Source organism: Pseudomonas sp. WAC2, from assembly GCF_030403525.1.
GTDB classification, from domain to species: Bacteria; Pseudomonadota; Gammaproteobacteria; order Pseudomonadales; family Pseudomonadaceae; genus Chryseomonas; species Chryseomonas luteola.
The window spans coordinates 162,399-179,285 of sequence record NZ_JAUEPD010000001.1 but is presented as its reverse complement, the minus strand read 5'-3'; the positions used below and the strand labels follow the sequence as shown (position 1 = coordinate 179,285).

The 16,887-nt window shown below is 57.3% G+C and carries 15 protein-coding genes; 7 read left to right on the top strand and 8 right to left on the bottom strand.

Annotation, left to right across the window (positions count from 1 at the left end; all coding sequences use genetic code 11):
* Positions 1–103: 103 nt before the first annotated feature.
* The gene (locus tag QWJ10_RS00835) at positions 104–1,339 is read right to left on the bottom strand and encodes a TIGR03862 family flavoprotein (RefSeq protein ID WP_289923585.1); all 1,236 of its coding nucleotides are present in this window, start codon (positions 1,337–1,339) and stop codon (positions 104–106) included.
* Positions 1,340–1,468: 129 nt separating this feature from the next.
* Between QWJ10_RS00835 and QWJ10_RS00830 the strand changes: the two genes are divergently transcribed.
* Positions 1,469–2,794 carry an FAD-binding oxidoreductase gene (locus tag QWJ10_RS00830; protein WP_139208851.1) on the top strand — a complete coding sequence of 442 codons (1,326 nt, stop codon included), beginning with the start codon at positions 1,469–1,471 and terminating at the stop codon, positions 2,792–2,794.
* Here the strand turns inward: QWJ10_RS00830 and QWJ10_RS00825 are convergent.
* Genes QWJ10_RS00825 through QWJ10_RS00815 form a run of 3 tightly spaced genes read right to left on the bottom strand, consistent with a single transcriptional unit; the run spans position 2,791 to position 5,986 of the window.
* Positions 2,791–3,717, bottom strand: a complete 927-nt coding sequence (locus QWJ10_RS00825; RefSeq protein ID WP_289923580.1) for a histone deacetylase — start codon at positions 3,715–3,717, stop codon at positions 2,791–2,793. The genes QWJ10_RS00830 and QWJ10_RS00825 overlap by 4 nt on opposite strands.
* Positions 3,718–3,731: 14 nt before the next feature.
* A complete protein-coding gene (locus QWJ10_RS00820; RefSeq protein WP_289923579.1) occupies positions 3,732–4,370 on the bottom strand; it encodes an exopolysaccharide biosynthesis protein in 639 nt (212 codons plus the stop codon).
* Complete coding sequence (locus QWJ10_RS00815; protein ID WP_289923577.1) at positions 4,367–5,986, bottom strand: histidine kinase famiy protein; 1,620 nt, start codon at positions 5,984–5,986, stop codon at positions 4,367–4,369. Before QWJ10_RS00815 ends, QWJ10_RS00820 begins: the two co-directional genes overlap by 4 nt.
* Before the next feature lie 287 nt (positions 5,987–6,273).
* Here QWJ10_RS00815 and QWJ10_RS00810 point away from each other — a divergent pair, with 287 nt between their 5' ends.
* The 5 genes from QWJ10_RS00810 (at position 6,274) to QWJ10_RS00790 (ending at position 10,279) form a co-directional block, all read left to right on the top strand.
* A complete protein-coding gene (locus QWJ10_RS00810) occupies positions 6,274–6,870 on the top strand; it encodes a GNAT family N-acetyltransferase (RefSeq protein ID WP_010797479.1) in 597 nt (198 codons plus the stop codon).
* A 16-nt stretch (positions 6,871–6,886) separates the two neighbouring features.
* Positions 6,887–8,494 (top strand): nitroreductase family protein, encoded by a 1,608-nt coding sequence (locus tag QWJ10_RS00805; RefSeq protein WP_289923574.1) that lies wholly within the window; start codon positions 6,887–6,889, stop codon positions 8,492–8,494.
* A 118-nt stretch (positions 8,495–8,612) separates the two neighbouring features.
* A complete protein-coding gene (tesB, locus tag QWJ10_RS00800) occupies positions 8,613–9,473 on the top strand; it encodes an acyl-CoA thioesterase II (RefSeq protein WP_289923572.1) in 861 nt (286 codons plus the stop codon).
* A gap of 162 nt (positions 9,474–9,635) precedes the next feature.
* Positions 9,636–9,830 (top strand): hypothetical protein, encoded by a 195-nt coding sequence (locus tag QWJ10_RS00795; protein WP_010797482.1) that lies wholly within the window; start codon positions 9,636–9,638, stop codon positions 9,828–9,830.
* Positions 9,827–10,279, top strand: coding sequence for an NUDIX domain-containing protein (locus QWJ10_RS00790; protein ID WP_289923570.1), 453 nt, complete (start codon positions 9,827–9,829; stop codon positions 10,277–10,279). The genes QWJ10_RS00795 and QWJ10_RS00790 overlap by 4 nt, the downstream gene beginning before the upstream one ends.
* A gap of 46 nt (positions 10,280–10,325) precedes the next feature.
* On the opposite strand, the gene QWJ10_RS00785 is transcribed toward QWJ10_RS00790, so the two are convergent.
* The gene (locus QWJ10_RS00785; protein ID WP_289923568.1) at positions 10,326–12,209 is read right to left on the bottom strand and encodes a methyl-accepting chemotaxis protein; all 1,884 of its coding nucleotides are present in this window, start codon (positions 12,207–12,209) and stop codon (positions 10,326–10,328) included.
* A gap of 353 nt (positions 12,210–12,562) precedes the next feature.
* Between QWJ10_RS00785 and QWJ10_RS00780 the strand changes: the two genes are divergently transcribed.
* The gene (locus QWJ10_RS00780) at positions 12,563–12,952 is read left to right on the top strand and encodes a hypothetical protein (protein ID WP_074827758.1); all 390 of its coding nucleotides are present in this window, start codon (positions 12,563–12,565) and stop codon (positions 12,950–12,952) included.
* A 621-nt stretch (positions 12,953–13,573) separates the two neighbouring features.
* Here the strand turns inward: QWJ10_RS00780 and QWJ10_RS00775 are convergent.
* From QWJ10_RS00775 to QWJ10_RS00765, 3 genes are all read right to left on the bottom strand, one after another.
* Positions 13,574–14,446 (bottom strand): DMT family transporter, encoded by an 873-nt coding sequence (locus tag QWJ10_RS00775; protein WP_019366655.1) that lies wholly within the window; start codon positions 14,444–14,446, stop codon positions 13,574–13,576.
* Positions 14,447–14,553: 107 nt separating this feature from the next.
* Complete coding sequence (locus QWJ10_RS00770; protein WP_260466399.1) at positions 14,554–14,682, bottom strand: hypothetical protein; 129 nt, start codon at positions 14,680–14,682, stop codon at positions 14,554–14,556.
* Positions 14,683–14,754: 72 nt separating this feature from the next.
* Entirely contained in the window at positions 14,755–16,719 is a 1,965-nt protein-coding gene (locus QWJ10_RS00765; protein ID WP_289923559.1) for an ATP-binding protein, read from the bottom strand.
* Positions 16,720–16,887: the final 168 nt, after the last annotated feature.

Genomic DNA, 16,887 nt, shown 5'->3' with positions numbered 1-16,887 from the left:
TAGTAAGCCTCGTCACGGGCTCTATGAGAGCTGACCATGGGCATGACGAGGCGGTTCGGGGTATCCGACAGGAGGGCTGTGATCAAGGCCGCACAATAAACGGTTACCGGTTCAGCCAGGCTGCAGCACCCAGGCCGGCCGTACGGCCAGTAGCAAAGCAGGCCGTCAGCAGATAGCCTCCCGTAGGCGCTTCCCAATCCAGCATTTCACCGGCACAGAACACGCCCGGCAGGGCGTTGAGCATGAGCTGCTCGTTCAGCGCTTCAAACGGTACGCCGCCGGCCGAACTGATGGCTTCCTCGATAGGGCGGGGGCGGATTACAGTCAGGGGTAACGATTTGATCGCGGCTGCCAGATGCTGCATGTCATCAAACGCCTTGGCGGGAGCCAGCTCCCGCAGCAGGGCAGAGCGAGCGCCTTCCAGTCCGGCATGGGCACGCAGGTGATTGGCCATGGACTTGCCTTTGCGCGGCTTGCTTAGCGCCGCGGCAAGCGCGCTCTGTTCCTTGGTAGGCGCAAGGTCCAGGTATAGGGTGGCGGAGCCGGTACGAAGCAGTTCGGTGCGAATTTCAGCCGACAGGGCATAGACCAGACTGCCCTCAATGCCTGTCTCAGTCAGCACGAATTCGCCTTGGCGGCGAGTACCGTCTTTAAGCATCATGGCTACAGGTTTGATAGGCGAGCCGGCAAACTTGCTGCGTAAATGATCGCTCCACTGAGCGACCTCAAAACCGCAGTTGGCTGGTTTTAGCGGGGCAAGGGCAATACCCTGTTCCTCAAGATATCCTGTCCACACCCCATCGGAGCCCAGTCGCGGCCAGCTGGCTCCACCTAAGGCCAAGACTGTCGCCCCGGCGCGCAGGCAGGTTTCCCCAGCCGGAGTGGAAAAACGCAGGGTGCCGTGCTCGCCCCAGCCCAACCAGCGGTGCCGCGTATGAATGCGAACGCCTGCTTCCCGCAGGCGATGCAGCCAGGCTCGGAGCAGAGGAGCGGCCTTCATGTCTGTGGGAAAGACGCGGCCTGAGCTGCCGACAAACGTCTCGATGCCCAGCCCATGAATCCAATCTCGCAAGCTATGACTGTCGAATCCGTCGAGGCAGCGGGAAAGGGCGGTTTCACGCTCGCGGTAACGGGAGCGAAAGGCGGGTTGGTCTTCGGCGTGGGTAATGTTCATGCCGCCTACCCCGGCCAGAAGAAACTTGCGTCCGACCGAGGGCATACCGTCATATACGTCTACTGTTACACCAGTACCGGCCAGAACTTCGGCAGCCATAAGGCCGGCAGGCCCACCGCCGATAATGGCGGCGGTACGGGAATGAGTAGGCACGTGTGGGGACATGACAGCCATCGCAGGTAGAGAAAGCCCGCCAGTTTACCGCGAAGTACCAGCAGAATCCCGCTGGTGTACGATTGAACAGGGCATGGCTCTTGCGTGACTAACTGATTATCGATGAACGGAGCGTGGTAGATGGGACCCGAGGTTGATCTAGTCAAGGCGGATAAGGCGCTACCAGCCAAGGTTCAGGTCGTTGTGATCGGCGGAGGCATTGCCGGGACCAGCGCGGCATTGGCGCTGGCGCGGGAAGGCATTTCCGTGGTGCTCTGCGAGAAGGGTTATATCGCTGGAGAACAGTCCAGCCGCAACTGGGGGTGGGTGCGCAAGCTGTACCGTGACCCCCGCGAGATTCCGCTGGCAGTTGAAAGCCTGAGGCTCTGGGAGGGTCTCAATGAGGTTGTACAGGGCGAAACCGGTTTTCGCCGCTCCGGCATTCTGTTTTCGTCCGAATCCGAGCAGGAGGAGGCCGACTACGAAAAATGGATCAGTGTGGCGCGTCAGCATGATATAGACGTGCGCATGGTGTCTGGCAGCGAGCTCAAGCAGTTGCTGCCAGCCGGCGAAGTCAGCTGGAAAAGCGGTATCTATTGCCCCACCGATGGGCGCGCCGAGCCCCAGAAAGCAGCACCTGCGATCGCAACGGCGGCCCAGCGGTTCGGGGCTGTCATTCTGACCGACTGCGCCGTGCGGGGGCTGGAACTGTCGGCCGGGCGGGTCAGTGCAGCCATTACCGAACGAGGCCGAATTGCCTGCGAGTCCGTAATCCTGGCAGGTGGGGCCTGGTCGAGCCGTTTTCTGAAGGACCTTGGCGTGCGACTGCCACAACTCAAGGTACGCAACAGCGTACTGCGGACGGCGCCGCTGGAGGAGGGGCCTGACTGTACGCTCTGGACGCGCGACGTGGCATTTCGCAAACGCCTGGACGGTGGCTATACCATTGCCAATGGCAGCGTGAATATCGCTTCGCTGGTACCCGACAGCTTCCGCTTCTTTCTGGACTTTTTACCGACCTTGAAATCGGAATGGTCGAGCCTGCGGATCCGGTTTGACGAGCGCTTCCGCCAGGAATGGCATGAAGGCAAACCTGTCCCGCTGGATCGCCCGTCTCCCTACGAATACATGCGCGTGCTGGATCCTTACCCGGACCCTCAGCAGAACCTGAACGCCATGAATCAACTGGTTCGTCAGTTTCCAGTGTTTGCCAAGGCACAGATCGCCCAGCAGTGGGCGGGGCTGATCGACGTAACCCCGGATGCCGTTCCTGTTATCTCCGAGATTGATGCAGTGCCTGGATTGGTTGTGGCGACAGGGCTTTCCGGTCATGGGTTTGGCGTGGGGCCTGCGGTTGGGCAGCTGGCAGCAGACCTGGTAACAGGCGCCAGGCCGATCGTTGACCCTTATGAGTTCCGGTTTACCCGCTTTTCCGATGGCTCCAAGCCCAGACCCATGAAGCTCTAGCCCGGCGCAAGCCCGCTGGCCCAGACCCTGGCGGCGCTGTGATGCAGGATGCCGTGCCGTCTGGCCAGCAGAGCTCGGTCCCGGTCGTAGCCGCCGCCAATCACGCCGACGACCGGGATGTCCCGGCTCAGGCAATGGCGGATGACGTATTCGTCCCGTGCAGCGATGCCTTCGTCCGTCAGCATGAGATAGCCCAGGGCATCGCTGGCATGCACGTCGACACCGGCGTCATAGAGCACAATGTCAGGCTGGTGGAGAGGTAACAGGTAACTCAGTGCTTCCTCAACGGTATGCAAATACCCTGCATCACCCATGCCCTTGGGTAATGGAATGTCCCAATCGCTCTGTGCCTTACGCGCCGGGTAGTTGGTCTGGCAATGCAGCGACACCGTGACGGCATCGGGAACATGTTCAAGAATTCGGGCAGTGCCGTCCCCCTGGTGAACATCGCAGTCAAAGATCAGAACGCGTCCCGCCTTGCCGCTTTCCAAGAGATACAGCGCCATGATGGCCAAGTCGTTGAAGATACAAAACCCAGCTGGGTAATCATGATGTGCATGGTGCGTGCCCCCAGCCATATGGCAGGCCAACCCGTGTTGCAACGCCAGCTCCAGCGTCAATAGCGAGCCGCCCACAGCGCGAATGGTTCGTCGTGCCAGCGCCTCGCTCCAGGGCAGACCCAGCTGGCGCTGCTCGGCATGGGACAGCTCGCCGCCCATGTAGCGCTCGACATAGACCGGATCGTGAGCCAGTGCCAGCACTTCTGGCACAGGTAATTCCGGGCGGTACAGGTTGTCAGCCGTCACCAGTCCGCTTTCGCTCAAGTGCTCATAGAGCAGGCGAAACTTCTCCATCGGAAACCGATGCTCGGGTGGAAAGGGTGGGCTGTAATCGTCGTGGTAAACCAGAGGAAGTGCTGTCATGAAAAGGCTGATGGCTAGAGCAGGAGACTGATGAGCAGCCAGACGATACCGCAACAGAATCCGCTGGCCAGCAGGAATATAAGTCCATCACGGGCGATGAGCGAGATGGCGAATGCCGTCATGGCGGCTCCGGCCGTGGTATTGGCGAAGGGCACCAGATCCAGAACCGGCATGCATACCGCGACCCCAATGCAGAGCAACGCCGTGATGTGCTGGAAGATACCCTTGGTCAGGAAGGTCAGACGTGGTTTCAAAAAGCGATCCACGAAACGTGCGGTAGGGTGCAGCATGCGCAGTGATTTTCGTAGCTTGCCACGCGGAACCTGACGTTTCAGTGCCCAGCGCGGCAGCCAGAAATGCTTGCGGCCGATGAGCAGTTGTACGCTCACCAGAACGACATAGATCGAGATGACGGTGGCAACGCCAGGAATGCCCGTCAGGGGAGACAGGGTAATGATGCCTGCAAGCAGAAGAAGTGGACCGTAGGAGCGACTCCCGATGGCATCGATCAAGTGGCCCACAGAAACCTTTTCCGGGCTGCGCCCGACCTCTTCGAGGCAACTGAGAAAGGCTTCCAGGCTGGCTGGTGAGTCACTTTCGGCACTGCACTCGTAGCGGTCGTCTTCCTCCATCACACCCTCATTGTCATTCATCCTGCTCCGTCCAGTATCTTCCTGACTCGACGCGCGAGTTCCAGGCGACCGTAGGGCTTGCTCAGCACTTCGAATTCAGAGGTATCCGTCTGGCCACGCTCCAGCGTGGTATCGGCATAGCCGGTCGTGAGCAGGACGCGGATATGAGGCCAGCGTCGGCGGGCTTCCTGGGCGAGCATTACGCCATTCATGCCGCCGGGCATGATCAGGTCGCTAAAGAGCATCTGGATATCGCCATGCTGCTCCAGGGTAGCCAGCGCTTCCTTGCCATTGTAGGCGACCCGAACCGAATAACCGAACTCCTCAAGAATGGCCTGTGCCAGCGCTGCCACTTCTTCTCGATCATCCACAACCAGAATAGTCTCGTTACCGGGCTCCTCGCTGGTGTCATTGGATTCGGCAGGCTGCTGGATGATTTCACTTTGTGTCGTCGGGAAATACAGGCGGACCGTCGTACCCATACCGGCCTCGGAGTACACACGAACCGCGCCGCCGGACTGCTTCATGAAGCCATACACCATGGATAGACCAAGACCGGTCCCTTTGCCTTCTTCCTTGGTTGTGAAGAACGGATCGAGGACCCGTCCAAGCACTTCTGTTGGAATGCCCTCTCCGGTATCGGTAATGGCGATGCAGGCATAGCGGCCAGGAGTCAGGCCTCCGTAGGCCATATCCTCTGGCGTTACTTCAATGTTGCGGGTTTCGATCGTGACACGACCTTCACCCCGCGATTCCATGGCATCACGTGCGTTCGCCAGGATATTGATGAGCGCCATTTCGGCCTGGGTCGGGTCTATCTTGCAATTCCAGAGGTCAGGCGCCAGCCGAGTCGTTAGCTGATAGGGCTCTCCCAGCGTTCGATACAGCAGGTCGAGTCGCTCTTCAATCAGCTCGTTGATGTTCAACGTTCGACCGGTCAGGCGCTGCTTGCGGGCAAACGCCAAAAGCTGTTGCGTCAGTGTGGCCGCGCGATTGACCGCTTCTCGGGTGTTGTCGACATGGCGCTTGGCCTTTTCCCTGTCCATTTCCGGACGATCCAGGTTGATCCGGAGAATGTCCAGATAACCCACCATGACCTGCAACAGATTGTTGAAATCATGGGCAATGCCGCCGGTGAGCTGACCCAACGCCTCCATTTTCTGGGATTGCCGCAAGGCCTCTTCGGCGTCATGGCGGCGGCTGACATCCAGTTGCGAGGCAAAGAAATACACCAGCTCGCCTGCTTGGTTGTAGACCGGAGAAATATACAAGGCATTCCAGAAGGTCGAGCCATCTTTGCGGTAATTCAACAACTCGGTATTGCATTCATGACGGGACTCGACGCTTTCGCGGATCTGTCGGATGGTCTCCCGGTCCGTTTCCGGGCCTTGAAGAAAACGGCAGTTGCGTCCCAATACTTCATGCTCTTCATAGCCGGTCGTTTTCAGGAAGGCGTCGTTGGCAAAAATAATGGGATTATCGTCCTGCCGTGGGTCGGTCACGACCATAGGCATGCGAGTCATTTTAACCGCAGCGAAAAAGATATCGACGTGCTGGCTACGGACTTCATCTGGCATACCTTTTGCCACTTTATTGTGGTCATTAGTGGTGAAGTTGTCCGAATTCTTGGAAGTCATGTGTGTGCAGCAGCCTGAAAAGAACGCATTAATGATGTAGGACCATTCGCCGGCCATATTGCTCAGTGAAGGTCAATACATTGGTCGAATTTAGAGATGTAGTTGTTAGGATGCGGCTAAATGCCAAGTTTCGGCAGATACAGGCGATGCTGCCGACGGGCGCTCATGATGACGATTCCTGCCGATCTCGCCAAGCGGTAGCCATTATCAAAAAACCGAACCGGCTTTACGGAATACTCTGGCTTCACAACAGTCCCAACATCAAAGGACCTTAAAAGAGGGTGGAGATGAGCCAGGCCTATCCCAAGGTGTTACGTACCGAACGTTTGATTTTGCGCCCTTGGCGCAATGAAGACTATACGCCTTTCGCTGCACAAAGCGCTGATCCACGGGTAATGGAATTTTTCCCCAAATGCCTGAGTGAGGCTGAAACGCAGGCGCTGACCGAGCGTATCCAGGCGCATTTCCACGATCATGGCTATGGCTGGTGGGCCGTGGAGGTCAGGAACGGTCCGCCTTTCATTGGGTATGTCGGGCTTGAGCATTCCAATTTCGACGCACCTTTTACGCCAGCGGTCGAGATCGGCTGGCGGCTGGGTGCCGAATATTGGGACGAAGGCTATGCCCATGAAGCTGCCGAAGCCGCGCTTGCCTTTGGCTTCGAGCAGGTAGGCCTGGAAGAGATTGTGGCGTTTACCGTGCCTGAAAACGAACGCTCCCGCGGCCTGATGGCACGATTGGGTATGCAGTACGATCCGGCCGACGACTTTGAACATCCAAACCTGCCGGAAGGCCACCCCTTGCGCCACCATGTTCTGTATCGACTCAGCCGCCATCAATGGATTAGTAGACTGGAAACTGGCGACAGCATGAATGCCTGTTAATGACAAAGAGGACTGCATGACCCCAGAAGACATCGTCAGAGCCTATCATTCGCTCAGCATGCACCGTCGTGAGGGCTATGCCCGCGGACCCGATGCGCTCGATTGGGCTAACCAACCTGCGCCATTCCGCCGGTATCGGGGATGCGAAGTCATTCCGTTACTGCGCCGCATGCTAGAGGATTCGCCTCTGTACGATGAGGTTTTTGCAGGCCCTGTAGGCGAGCCGGCCCCGCTGGATCCTGCCAATATCTCTCGGCTGTTTTATGACAGTTTGGCCATTTCTGCCTGGAAAGAGTCGGGCAGCAGCCGCTGGGCGCTGCGAGTGAATCCTTCCTCCGGTAATCTGCATCCCACCGAAGCCTATGCCTTGCTGCCACCGGGTGTACTGAACGATCGTGCCTTGATGACACATTACACGGCCGACCTGCATGCCCTGGAAGTACGCGCCGAGCTTCCCGAAGTGCTGGATGAAGACATTATTGGCGCCTTGCCGCCGGGAAGCTTTTTGGTCGCGCTGTCCAGTATCTATTGGCGTGAGGCCTGGAAATATGGCGAGCGAGCCTGGCGCTACTGTCAGCATGATATAGGCCACGCCTTGGCCGCCATTGCCATTGCTGCCGCCGCGCAAGGTTGGGAAACACGACTGATTCACGACGTGGCGGATGAAACGCTCGACGCGGCGTTTGGAGTTGATCGAGACGGCTTTGGTGAGCAGGAGCAAATGGAGGCGCTGCTCTGGATCGGTCCGCCGCAATCGGCCGAGCCTTCCTTGCCCGATAGTCTGTTCAAGCTGCTGAGTCAGTTGCAGCTCGCCGGCACGCCTAATCGACTTTCGCGAGAGTACGTAGAGTGGCCTGAGGTTGGGCGGATCGCTGCCGCATGCCGTGCGCCCAAGCGCTTGCCCTATGACATGCCCATTTCCCGGGGCGTAGTTATCCAGGAAAACGACCAGCTACTGCTGCGGCCATTGCTGCATCAACGGCGTAGCGCGCAGTCCATGGATGGTCGGACGGGCATTCTGTCTGATCTTTTCTTTGCCTGGCTAAGGCGTACATTGCCGGAGCAGGCACCGGTGCCTTTCCTGACGTTGGGCAAGCCTGCTCAGGTCGATCTTCTGATCTTTGTAAATCGCGTTGTGGGACTGGAACCGGGGTTGTACTGGCTGGCGCGCAGTGAGGGAGAGCTCAATATCACCGCCCGAGCGGACTTACTCTGGGAGCGGGTAGAGGAGGCGGAGGGGCTCAGGTTGTTCCGGTTGCTCAAAGGGGATGCCAGTGAGCTGGCTGGCTTGCTTTCCTGCGGCCAGGACATTGCGTCTGACGGTTGTATCAGTATCGCAATGATGGCTCGTTTCGATGATGCCCTTGCCCAGGGGGCCTGGTGCTATCCGCAGCTATTCTGGGAGACCGGACAGATTGGACAGGTGCTTTACCTGGAGGCAGAAGCGGCAGGGCTTTCAGGCACCGGTATCGGTTGCTATTTCGACCCGCTGGTGCATGACTTGATAGGGCTTGCGGATACAACCTGGCAAAGCCTTTATCACTTCACCATGGGACGCGCGACCGTGGACATGCGCCTGACTTCGCTGCCAGCTTATCCCGCGCCTGAGAACGACTTTGCCTGATGGGTGGCGGAGTCCTGGAGGGACGTCCTACCGCCGCCGTTTCCTCATCATGGGGCTACGGCTTCACGACTGACTTGCGTATGATTTGGCCATTATCAAAACGACCACGGAAAACGTGATGAGCACAGTGCTGGATGATCTTGTTGCCTTGTTAAGCCTTGAGTCCATCGAGGAAAACCTCTACCGCGGTCGTAGTCAGGACCTGGGCTTTCCGCAATTATTCGGTGGGCATGTGCTCGGTCAGGCCCTGTCAGCGGCGAGCCAGACGGTGGATGCGTCGCGTCAGGTGCACTCGCTGCATGGCTACTTCTTGCGGCCTGGCGACGTGACGATTCCGGTGGTGTATGAGGTGGATCGCGTCCGGGATGGCGGCAGCTTTACGACCCGTCGCGTCACGGCCATCCAGAAAGGCAAACCGATTTTCTTTTGCAGTGCCTCGTTCCAGGGTCTGGAACCCGGTTTTGAACACCGGAGCGAAATGCCGGACGTGCCCGATCCAGACTCGCTGGCGTCCGAGCTGGACTACATCCAACAGTTTGCCCAGTTTATCCCGGAGCCTACGCGGGAAAAGCTGCTGGCACCAAAGCCCATCGAGATTCGACCGGTCAAGGTGACTCATCCGTTTGATCCAGAGCCAACAGCGCCTTCGCGTCATGTCTGGTTCAGGGCCAACGGGCAGCTGCCGGAAAACCCTGCGCTACATCGATACCTGCTGGCCTATGCCTCGGACTTCAACCTGCTCCCGACGTCCTTGTTGCCTCATGGCATCAGCTATTGGAATAAGGAGATGCAGGTCGCCAGCCTTGATCACGCGATCTGGTTCCATCAGCCGCTACGGGTGGACGAGTGGCTGCTGTATTCCATGGACAGCCCATGGGCCGGGGGGGCGCGTGGATTGTGCCGTGGCAGCATATACAACCGAGCGGGTCAGCTTGTCGCCTCGGTTGCCCAGGAAGGGTTGATCCGCAAGCGCGTCTAAAAACAGTCGATATCTTGAAAAGGGCGGACGGGTTCCGCCCTTTTTTATGACACATCAATGAAATTTCCTGTACGACCAGTCTTTTGGCGTCAGAAAAGGTTGTCATTTTGCGCTCCGCTGACTACTGTATAAATAAACAGTAAATAAGAGGAGGGCGTACCGATGTCTCCAGCAGACGATCTTTCCCAATCCCTGGCTATGGCAGACTCAGGCACACTGATGCAGCGCTACCGAGCGCTGGAGCTTGAGCACCGCTATCACCTGAGTGTCATCAAGGATTTGCGCTACCACATCACAGCGTTACAGAGGGAAAACGATCGGCTGAGGCGTCAGCTGAACCAGGTCGACGTGCGATGACAAGGCTGCCCTTGGCAACTAGCGATGCTTCAGCAAGTCTGGTTAAGGCATGTCCGGTCGTACTGCGTCATAAAAGCGAACTGCAGATACTGGCGTTCGAGCATCCTCTGGCAGGGCTTCAGTTGATCAAAGGGTCTCTCGAGCCGGATGAACTACCTGCTGAGGCTGCGTTGCGGGAGCTATGGAAAGAATCAGGTATCCAAGTGCCCGAATGGCCTGTGGATCTAGGAACATGGGTCTCTGGCTATCAGGAGCAGGTATGGTCGATGCACCTGTGCGAAAGCGCGTACGAGTTACCTGAGGGCTGGGTCCATCGCACCACCGACGGAGGCGGATTGGAGTTTCGCTTTTTTTGGTACCCGCTTGGTCGAGCCGCATCGTCCCAGTGGCACTGGGTATTTCGGGAAGCCCTGAAGGTCATTCACGACCGTGTTAGACGGATGGGTTGAGAAGAGGGTCCACTCCCTGGATAAGGGAGTGGACAGCAAGGCAGGGTTACAGAATGAAGCGGGAGACGCGTTCGTTCAAATCACTGGCGTGGCTTTGCAGTGAGCGGGATTGATGCTCCGCCTGCACTGAGCTTTCAGCCAGGGTATCACCCAAGGATTTAATGGTTACGACGTTACGGGTAATTTCTTCCGTCACGGAGGTCTGCTCTTCAGCCGCCGCTGCAATCTGCATCGACATGTCCGAGATCAGCGAGGCCGACTGGGTGATCTGCTCCAGCGCCACGTACGCCTGATCGGCATCCGCCACGCTGCGTTCAGCCAGATGACGACTGTTGTCCATCCGGCTGACCGCATCCTGTGTTACACGCAACAGATTGCTGATTGTCGTCTGGATTTCCTGGGTAGACGCCTGGGTGCGTTGCGACAGAGTCCGCACTTCGTCAGCCACCACCGCAAAGCCGCGACCCTGCTCGCCCGCCCGCGCCGCTTCGATCGCTGCGTTCAGAGCCAGAAGGTTGGTCTGCTCAGCGATACTCTGGATGCTGGTCAAGACATTGGAAATGGACTGGGAGTGCTGGCTGAGCTCAGTGATGACCTGAGTCGCTTCCGCCACTTCCTGGGCCAGATCGGTAATGGAGGTCTGGGTCTTGCGAACCAGCTCCAGGCCTTGCTGACTGCTTTCGGTAGAATGCTGCGCCGATTGCGCCGTACGTTCGGCATTGCCCGCAATTTCCTGGGTAGCCGAAGCCATTTCGGTGACCGCCGTCGCGACCAGTGTCAGCTCCTGCTGGAGACGCCCCAGATCAGCGACCGACAATGTGCTGTTGTTTAGCACCGTCGTGGACTCCTGGCCGATTTCCACCGCCTGATGGCGAATATGCGTAACCAGTTCATGCAGACTGGCCACAAACTGGTTGAAGTGCAGGGCCAGATGGCCCACCTCGTCCTGGCTCTGTTGAGGGATGCGCTTGGTCAGGTCGCCATTGCCATGGGCGATTACCTGAAGTCCCTGGGAGACCACACCCAGCGGGCGTAGCAGCCAGGCGCACAGCATGTTGATGGTGATCAGCGACAGAACCAGGATGGCGCCGAATGCGCCTAGGCTCGCCCACAGCTGCTGATAGAGCGGGGCGGTCAGAACAGCGTCGTCCAGCGTCATGATGAGAATCTCTCCATCATGATCGATCGGGACAGCGTACAAACGCTCACCGTTATGGTCCAGCAAGTGCTGCGTACCCTTGCTGGCAGCCAGTGACGCCAGGGTGGCAGGGGTGAGCTCCGTCATCAGGTCGCTGACCTTCTTGTCGAGCAGGTCCGTGTCCGTGTGGCCCAGAATGGTGCCGTCCTTGTCTACAAAGAAGGCCGAGCCATTGCCAGGAAGCTTGATCTGTTTCAGCTGCTCAAGAATCTCGGCCATGCTGACGTCAGCGCCCACCACCCCAAGCGTATTTCCGCTCTGCTGCAGAGCGCGGCCCAGGGACAGCACGTGGCTTCCAGTGGCCGCTGCAATAGTCGGTGTCGAGATGTAGATGTTGTTTGGCGCGACCAGCGCCTGCTGGTACCACTTCCATTTGCGAGGGTCATTATTGTCTGGCGGCAGGGTTACACCGTTGGCGTTCACCTGGCTGCCATCGGCCCGAGCAAAAAAGACGTTGTCGAAACCGCCGGAAATTTTGGCCTGATCAAGAATTGACAACATGTCAGCCGGGTCGTCAGTGGCCTTCACAGCCTGGAGCACTACCTCCTTGCTTTGCAGCCAGTAACGCACGTTGGCGCTGAACGTCCTGCTGGCATTACTAACCTGTTCCGCAATGTGGGTCTCCAGGCTTTTCTGACTGTTCCAGAAGTTCATACCGGTCAGGCTGGCACCCACCAGCAGTACCGCAGTACTGGTGGATAGAGCAATCTTTTTACGCAAAGACCATTTCATAAAGACATCAAACCGACAGAGACAAATACGACACGGCAACCAATTGCCGCGGACTGATAGGAGGCTATCGGCCCGGTTCGATAAATCTGGAGCGCTATGCTCGTCCAGGTAGTAGTGGCCGATGATCGGTTGTACAGAGAGGCGCGTACATGACAGGGCACCACCAACGGTGCGGGCTGGATATGGCGACTCGCTCGTCTTCTTGGTTTACGAGAACGCTGCGTCTGCTTGAGGATTTGACGTTGCCAGATGTCTGCATCGCAGGCGAAGCCGACAGCCTATCTGTCAGGTTCAGCCTGCTTGAAGCAGCCAGCTATGCTTTAAGTAGTACATTGCCCTGATGGAGTAACAGTATGGCTTTAGAAACCGACAGCGATCCGTTTGATCAACGCCAGCAATTGACTCTGGCGGCCGAAGCCCTAGGTTGGAAGGTAATCGATTGGGCGCAGGACATACCCATCGTCAGGGATGAAAACGGCGAGAGCTTCCAGTGGCTGCCCCATATCGACGATGGTGAGTCACGTCGACTTCAGATACGCCTGGGGATTCACCTGTCCTACAACCCCCACGAGAAAACCATGTGCGTCAGTTGTCCCTTGTGGGACGTAGAGGACCTTACCTTGGATTGCGAGGAGGCGGACGCTTTGGAAATGGCGCGCTACATGGTAGTGCTCTTCGCGGCGCTGTCCACCGGTGTGGAGATAAGCAGTCTGGATGCTGCGCAGGGGCTGTTGGGCTATTGACCTGAACACGTCTGGAAATAGATGTCTCATTGAGAGAAGGGGGGCAAAGGAGCATGCGCCGCTTGCATACCCTCCTGTTTCGGTCCTGCCTGCCAGGGCCGGCTCTTTCAAAACCCTCGCTTCATGCAAAAACTTGCAAACATCTCTCGCTCTCTCTGCTCTGAAAAGTTTGATATATCTATGCGCCGTGCAAGGAGACAGGCGTCCTGAACCGTGGCGCTTGCTTGTAGAGCCATCCTTGTTTGAACGCTATGGCTCGCCGTTTGGCTTCATCTACCCGTGAAGTCGTTGACGGGCAACTCTATTATTCAGTTTGAGAGACATGAACTCAGAATCTGCATATCCAGCTGTTTCAAAAACAAACCGCGGATATCCTCGTAAAAGACCCAGCTCTACGGCTTGGTTTGCCACACTTTCCACCTTGTTCGGTATCTTGTTGGTTGTCACGATCGCAATGCCCAACTAATGCCAGGCCGTCCTGCCGTTATTGAGTCTGATGCGTCGCATCCATAGCCTATAAAGAGGGATGGAAAACACGTATCAGACCTGTTTATTACGAAACCTCAATAAATAAGCCCGTGCCAGAAGGGCGGTAGAAACCGTCCTTCTGGCACGGCTGCGTCAATTATTGGTAGGTTTATTTTGACGGAATACCAATACCAGCCCTATAAGGATGGCCACCATTCCCATACCACCTTGTACGTCGACCCGGTGACCAAGAATCAGGTAATCCAACAGCGTTGTCACAAGTGGCACCAGATAAAACAGACTGGTTACGTTTACCAGATTGCCGGTTTGTACGAGTCGATAAAACAGGAGTTGTGCAAGAACGGAGATGACGACGGCCATCCAGAGAACGGATGTCACAAGCTCCGAGGACAGCTCAAACCTGATGGGCTGGAAGGGGACGAAAAGCAGGCAGAGTACCAGGCTGATACCGACCTGCAACGGCAAGACGTCCGCTGGGGGCTGACTCAGGCCTTTCTGCAGAATGGCACCAATCGACATGCATAAGAGCGCTGCCAGCGCATACAGAATTCCACTCAAGGACAGATGTGTCATCGCCAGGCTGCGGTAGACGAGCAGAGACAGTCCACCCAAGGCCAACAGCAGGCCCGCCAGCCGACGGGGTGATAATCGTCTTTCAACCAGCACCAGGGTGAGAATGGGTTGTACACCCAGAAGGGTAGCCAGGACTCCCGGCGTAACGCCTTTATCCAGAGCCAACAGATAACAAATGCTATAGCCGCCGATAAGCAGCGCTCCGGTGAGGGCTACCCGGCTGCGAGAGCCCGGCGATGGCAACCAGCGCCGCCGCCAGAGCCCCATTAGCAAGAGCACTGTAAACGCAATGAGGAAGCGTAACAGCAGGAACGCGAATGCAGGAGCGTGGGTAACACCCACGTGAGCGAATAACGCGCCGCTGCTCCAGAGCAGCACGAACAACCCTGTGGCGCTATTGGCCACAAGCAGGGTTCTTAATGAACCTAACATTGTCATTTCACCTGTCAGTACGAAAAGCAGGCTCCAGCCAACGGCCTGTGGTAGGCAGTTCCAATCAAGACTGGAGAAAGAAAACGGCTGTAATCAGCCGAGCGTCATCAGGCAGCGACTACTGCCACGACAACCGGAAGGGATACGACAGGTGGTGCGAGGGAGAAACGCGCATGCAGGCACGCCACGTCCGGTGCGGACGAGGAGGAGAACTGGCCTGTATGCAGATGATTCATGGTAGCGTCAGCCAACAGCTGGCAAATGATTAAGAAACATTAGCGCCTCCGCTGGCAGAGCGCAAGCCATAATCAATCTTCCAGAATAATTTCCTTGATCCGGCTGGCCAGTAACTCCATTGGGAATGGTTTGGTCATGACGTGCATGCCTGCCTCAAGGTTGCCATTTCCCACGGCTGCATTTTCTGCATAGCCGGTGATGAATAGTATCTTGAGATCAGGGCGCGCCTGGCGGGCCGCATCGGCCATCTGCCGCCCATTCATGCCGCCGGGCAGGCCTACGTCCGAAATCAGCAGGTCAAGGTGCATATCGGAGAGCAGTATCTTCAGCCCCGAGGCGCCATCGGCCGCTTCGATGGCGGCATAGCCCAACTCTTCGAGCACTTCGGTGATAAGCAAGCGCACCATCGGCTCATCGTCAACAACCAGAACGGTCTCGCCGGTGCTTGCACGTGGGGCGCGCATCAGTTCAGTCTGCTGAGGCTCTGGTTTGCTCTCTTCCAGATGGCGCGGCAGATAGATCCAGACCGTGGTGCCTTTGCCAGCTTCGGAATAGATGCGTGCTTGCCCGCCGGACTGCTTGGCAAATCCGTAAATCATGGACAGGCCCAAGCCGGTCCCCATGCCGATGGGCTTGGTTGTAAAGAACGGGTCGAATGCCCGCGCTACGATGTCTGGAGTCATGCCAATGCCAGTGTCCATGACTGCTATGGCAACGTATTGCCCAGAGAGCATGTCCTGTTCATGGGCATCACGCTCATCGACCCAGATATTGGCGGTACGGATTGTCAGCTGGCCGCCGTCGGGCATGGCATCCCGTGCATTGATACATAGATTGAGCAGGGCACTTTCCAGTTGGTTCGGATCGCACAGCGTTGACCAGAGATCAGAGGAAAGGCTAGTGGTTACCGTAATCTCCGGGCCTACCGTCCTGTCGATCAAGTCCTGCATGCTTTCGATCAGTGTGTTGGCCTGGGTCGGTTTGGGATCGAGCGTCTGGCGACGGGAGAAGGCCAGCAGCCGGTGGGTCAGGGAGGCCGCGCGGTTGGCGGCCGTCTGGGCGGCGGTAATATACCGATCGATATCCGTAGCACGACCCTGTGCTACACGCATCTGGATCATCTCGAGGCTACCGGAGATGCCTGTCAGCAGATTATTGAAGTCATGAGCGATACCGCCAGTAAGCTGACCTACGGCTTCCATTTTCTGGCTGTGTCGCAATAATTCTTCGGCGCGGTTGAGTGCTTCGCTTTGCTCTTTTTCGGATGAAATATCGCGCACGGTGGCATAAATCTGATCCCCTCGGGCCACGGCATTCCAGGACAACCAGTGATAGGTGCCATTCTTGTGTCGGTAGCGGTTCTCAAAGCGAAAGACCGTGTCGCCCCGTTGCAGCATGTGCAGTGCCTGGGCGGTGCGCTCTACATCGTCCGGGTGGACAAATTCACTGAAGGGCTTGGAATGCATCTCCTGGTCGGACCAGCCAAGCGTTTTGGTCCAGGCCGGGTTAAGGCTTACAAAATAGCCTGCAGCGTTAGTTGTACACACCAGGTCAGGGGTTGTTTGCCAGATCTGGTCGCGCTCACGGGTACGTTCCTCTACGCGACGCTCTAATGTGTCCATCAGATCGTTCAGTCGAATCAGGTTCTTTCTGAGTGCAGCGCACACCGCCACGATGCCAAAGTTAACCAGAATGAACAGGGCGTTGGCTGCCCACTGAAGCAGATCGAGATCGAACGTGAAGGGGGTAGAGACAAACAGGTAGGCCGCTGCAAGGGCAGCAACAACGGTGGCGAACAGACCAGGCCCCAGGCCCAGCGTGAAGCCGATAATCATCAGAAGCGGAATGAACAGCAGGTACGGCAGGCCCAGGACAGGCAGGGCCAGACGAATGCCCGCACTGACAATGACAGCCGCCCCTGCAACAGCATAGCGTAGGGGGGTAGGCCATTCATGGCGTAACACCCACTGTTGCAGGCGATCGAAGAGGGTTTCTTTCTTTTGCTGCAAGGTTCCGGTACCTGATAACGGCTTCAAGCTCAAGTCTATGGCTCGGGCTTACCACGCTAAGGATATAGAACGGATGTTACGGCGTGTGAGGGCACGCTCGTAAATGATCCGCAGTCACTCGTGTTGGACACACCGATTGCGATAAGGTCCCGACTCGTTCAGGTGCATACCTTAGCTTATTTCTGGCAAGTGACA

What these genes read in the sequence shown, in the direction of transcription:
- QWJ10_RS00825 (WP_289923580.1), bottom strand. Translation starts at nt 3,717, where the DNA reads ATGACAGCACTTCCTCTGGTTTACCACGACGATTACAGCCCACCCTTT.
- QWJ10_RS00790 (WP_289923570.1), top strand. Translation starts at nt 9,827, where the DNA reads ATGACAAGGCTGCCCTTGGCAACTAGCGATGCTTCAGCAAGTCTGGTT.
- QWJ10_RS00780 (WP_074827758.1), top strand. Translation starts at nt 12,563, where the DNA reads ATGGCTTTAGAAACCGACAGCGATCCGTTTGATCAACGCCAGCAATTG.
- QWJ10_RS00795 (WP_010797482.1), top strand. Translation starts at nt 9,636, where the DNA reads ATGTCTCCAGCAGACGATCTTTCCCAATCCCTGGCTATGGCAGACTCA.
- tesB (WP_289923572.1), top strand. Translation starts at nt 8,613, where the DNA reads ATGAGCACAGTGCTGGATGATCTTGTTGCCTTGTTAAGCCTTGAGTCC.
- QWJ10_RS00810 (WP_010797479.1), top strand. Translation starts at nt 6,274, where the DNA reads ATGAGCCAGGCCTATCCCAAGGTGTTACGTACCGAACGTTTGATTTTG.
- QWJ10_RS00805 (WP_289923574.1), top strand. Translation starts at nt 6,887, where the DNA reads ATGACCCCAGAAGACATCGTCAGAGCCTATCATTCGCTCAGCATGCAC.
- QWJ10_RS00830 (WP_139208851.1), top strand. Translation starts at nt 1,469, where the DNA reads ATGGGACCCGAGGTTGATCTAGTCAAGGCGGATAAGGCGCTACCAGCC.
- QWJ10_RS00835 (WP_289923585.1), bottom strand. Translation starts at nt 1,339, where the DNA reads ATGTCCCCACACGTGCCTACTCATTCCCGTACCGCCGCCATTATCGGC.
- QWJ10_RS00820 (WP_289923579.1), bottom strand. Translation starts at nt 4,370, where the DNA reads ATGAATGACAATGAGGGTGTGATGGAGGAAGACGACCGCTACGAGTGC.
- QWJ10_RS00775 (WP_019366655.1), bottom strand. Translation starts at nt 14,446, where the DNA reads ATGTTAGGTTCATTAAGAACCCTGCTTGTGGCCAATAGCGCCACAGGG.
- QWJ10_RS00785 (WP_289923568.1), bottom strand. Translation starts at nt 12,209, where the DNA reads ATGAAATGGTCTTTGCGTAAAAAGATTGCTCTATCCACCAGTACTGCG.
- QWJ10_RS00770 (WP_260466399.1), bottom strand. Translation starts at nt 14,682, where the DNA reads ATGAATCATCTGCATACAGGCCAGTTCTCCTCCTCGTCCGCACCGGAC.
- QWJ10_RS00815 (WP_289923577.1), bottom strand. Translation starts at nt 5,986, where the DNA reads ATGACTTCCAAGAATTCGGACAACTTCACCACTAATGACCACAATAAA.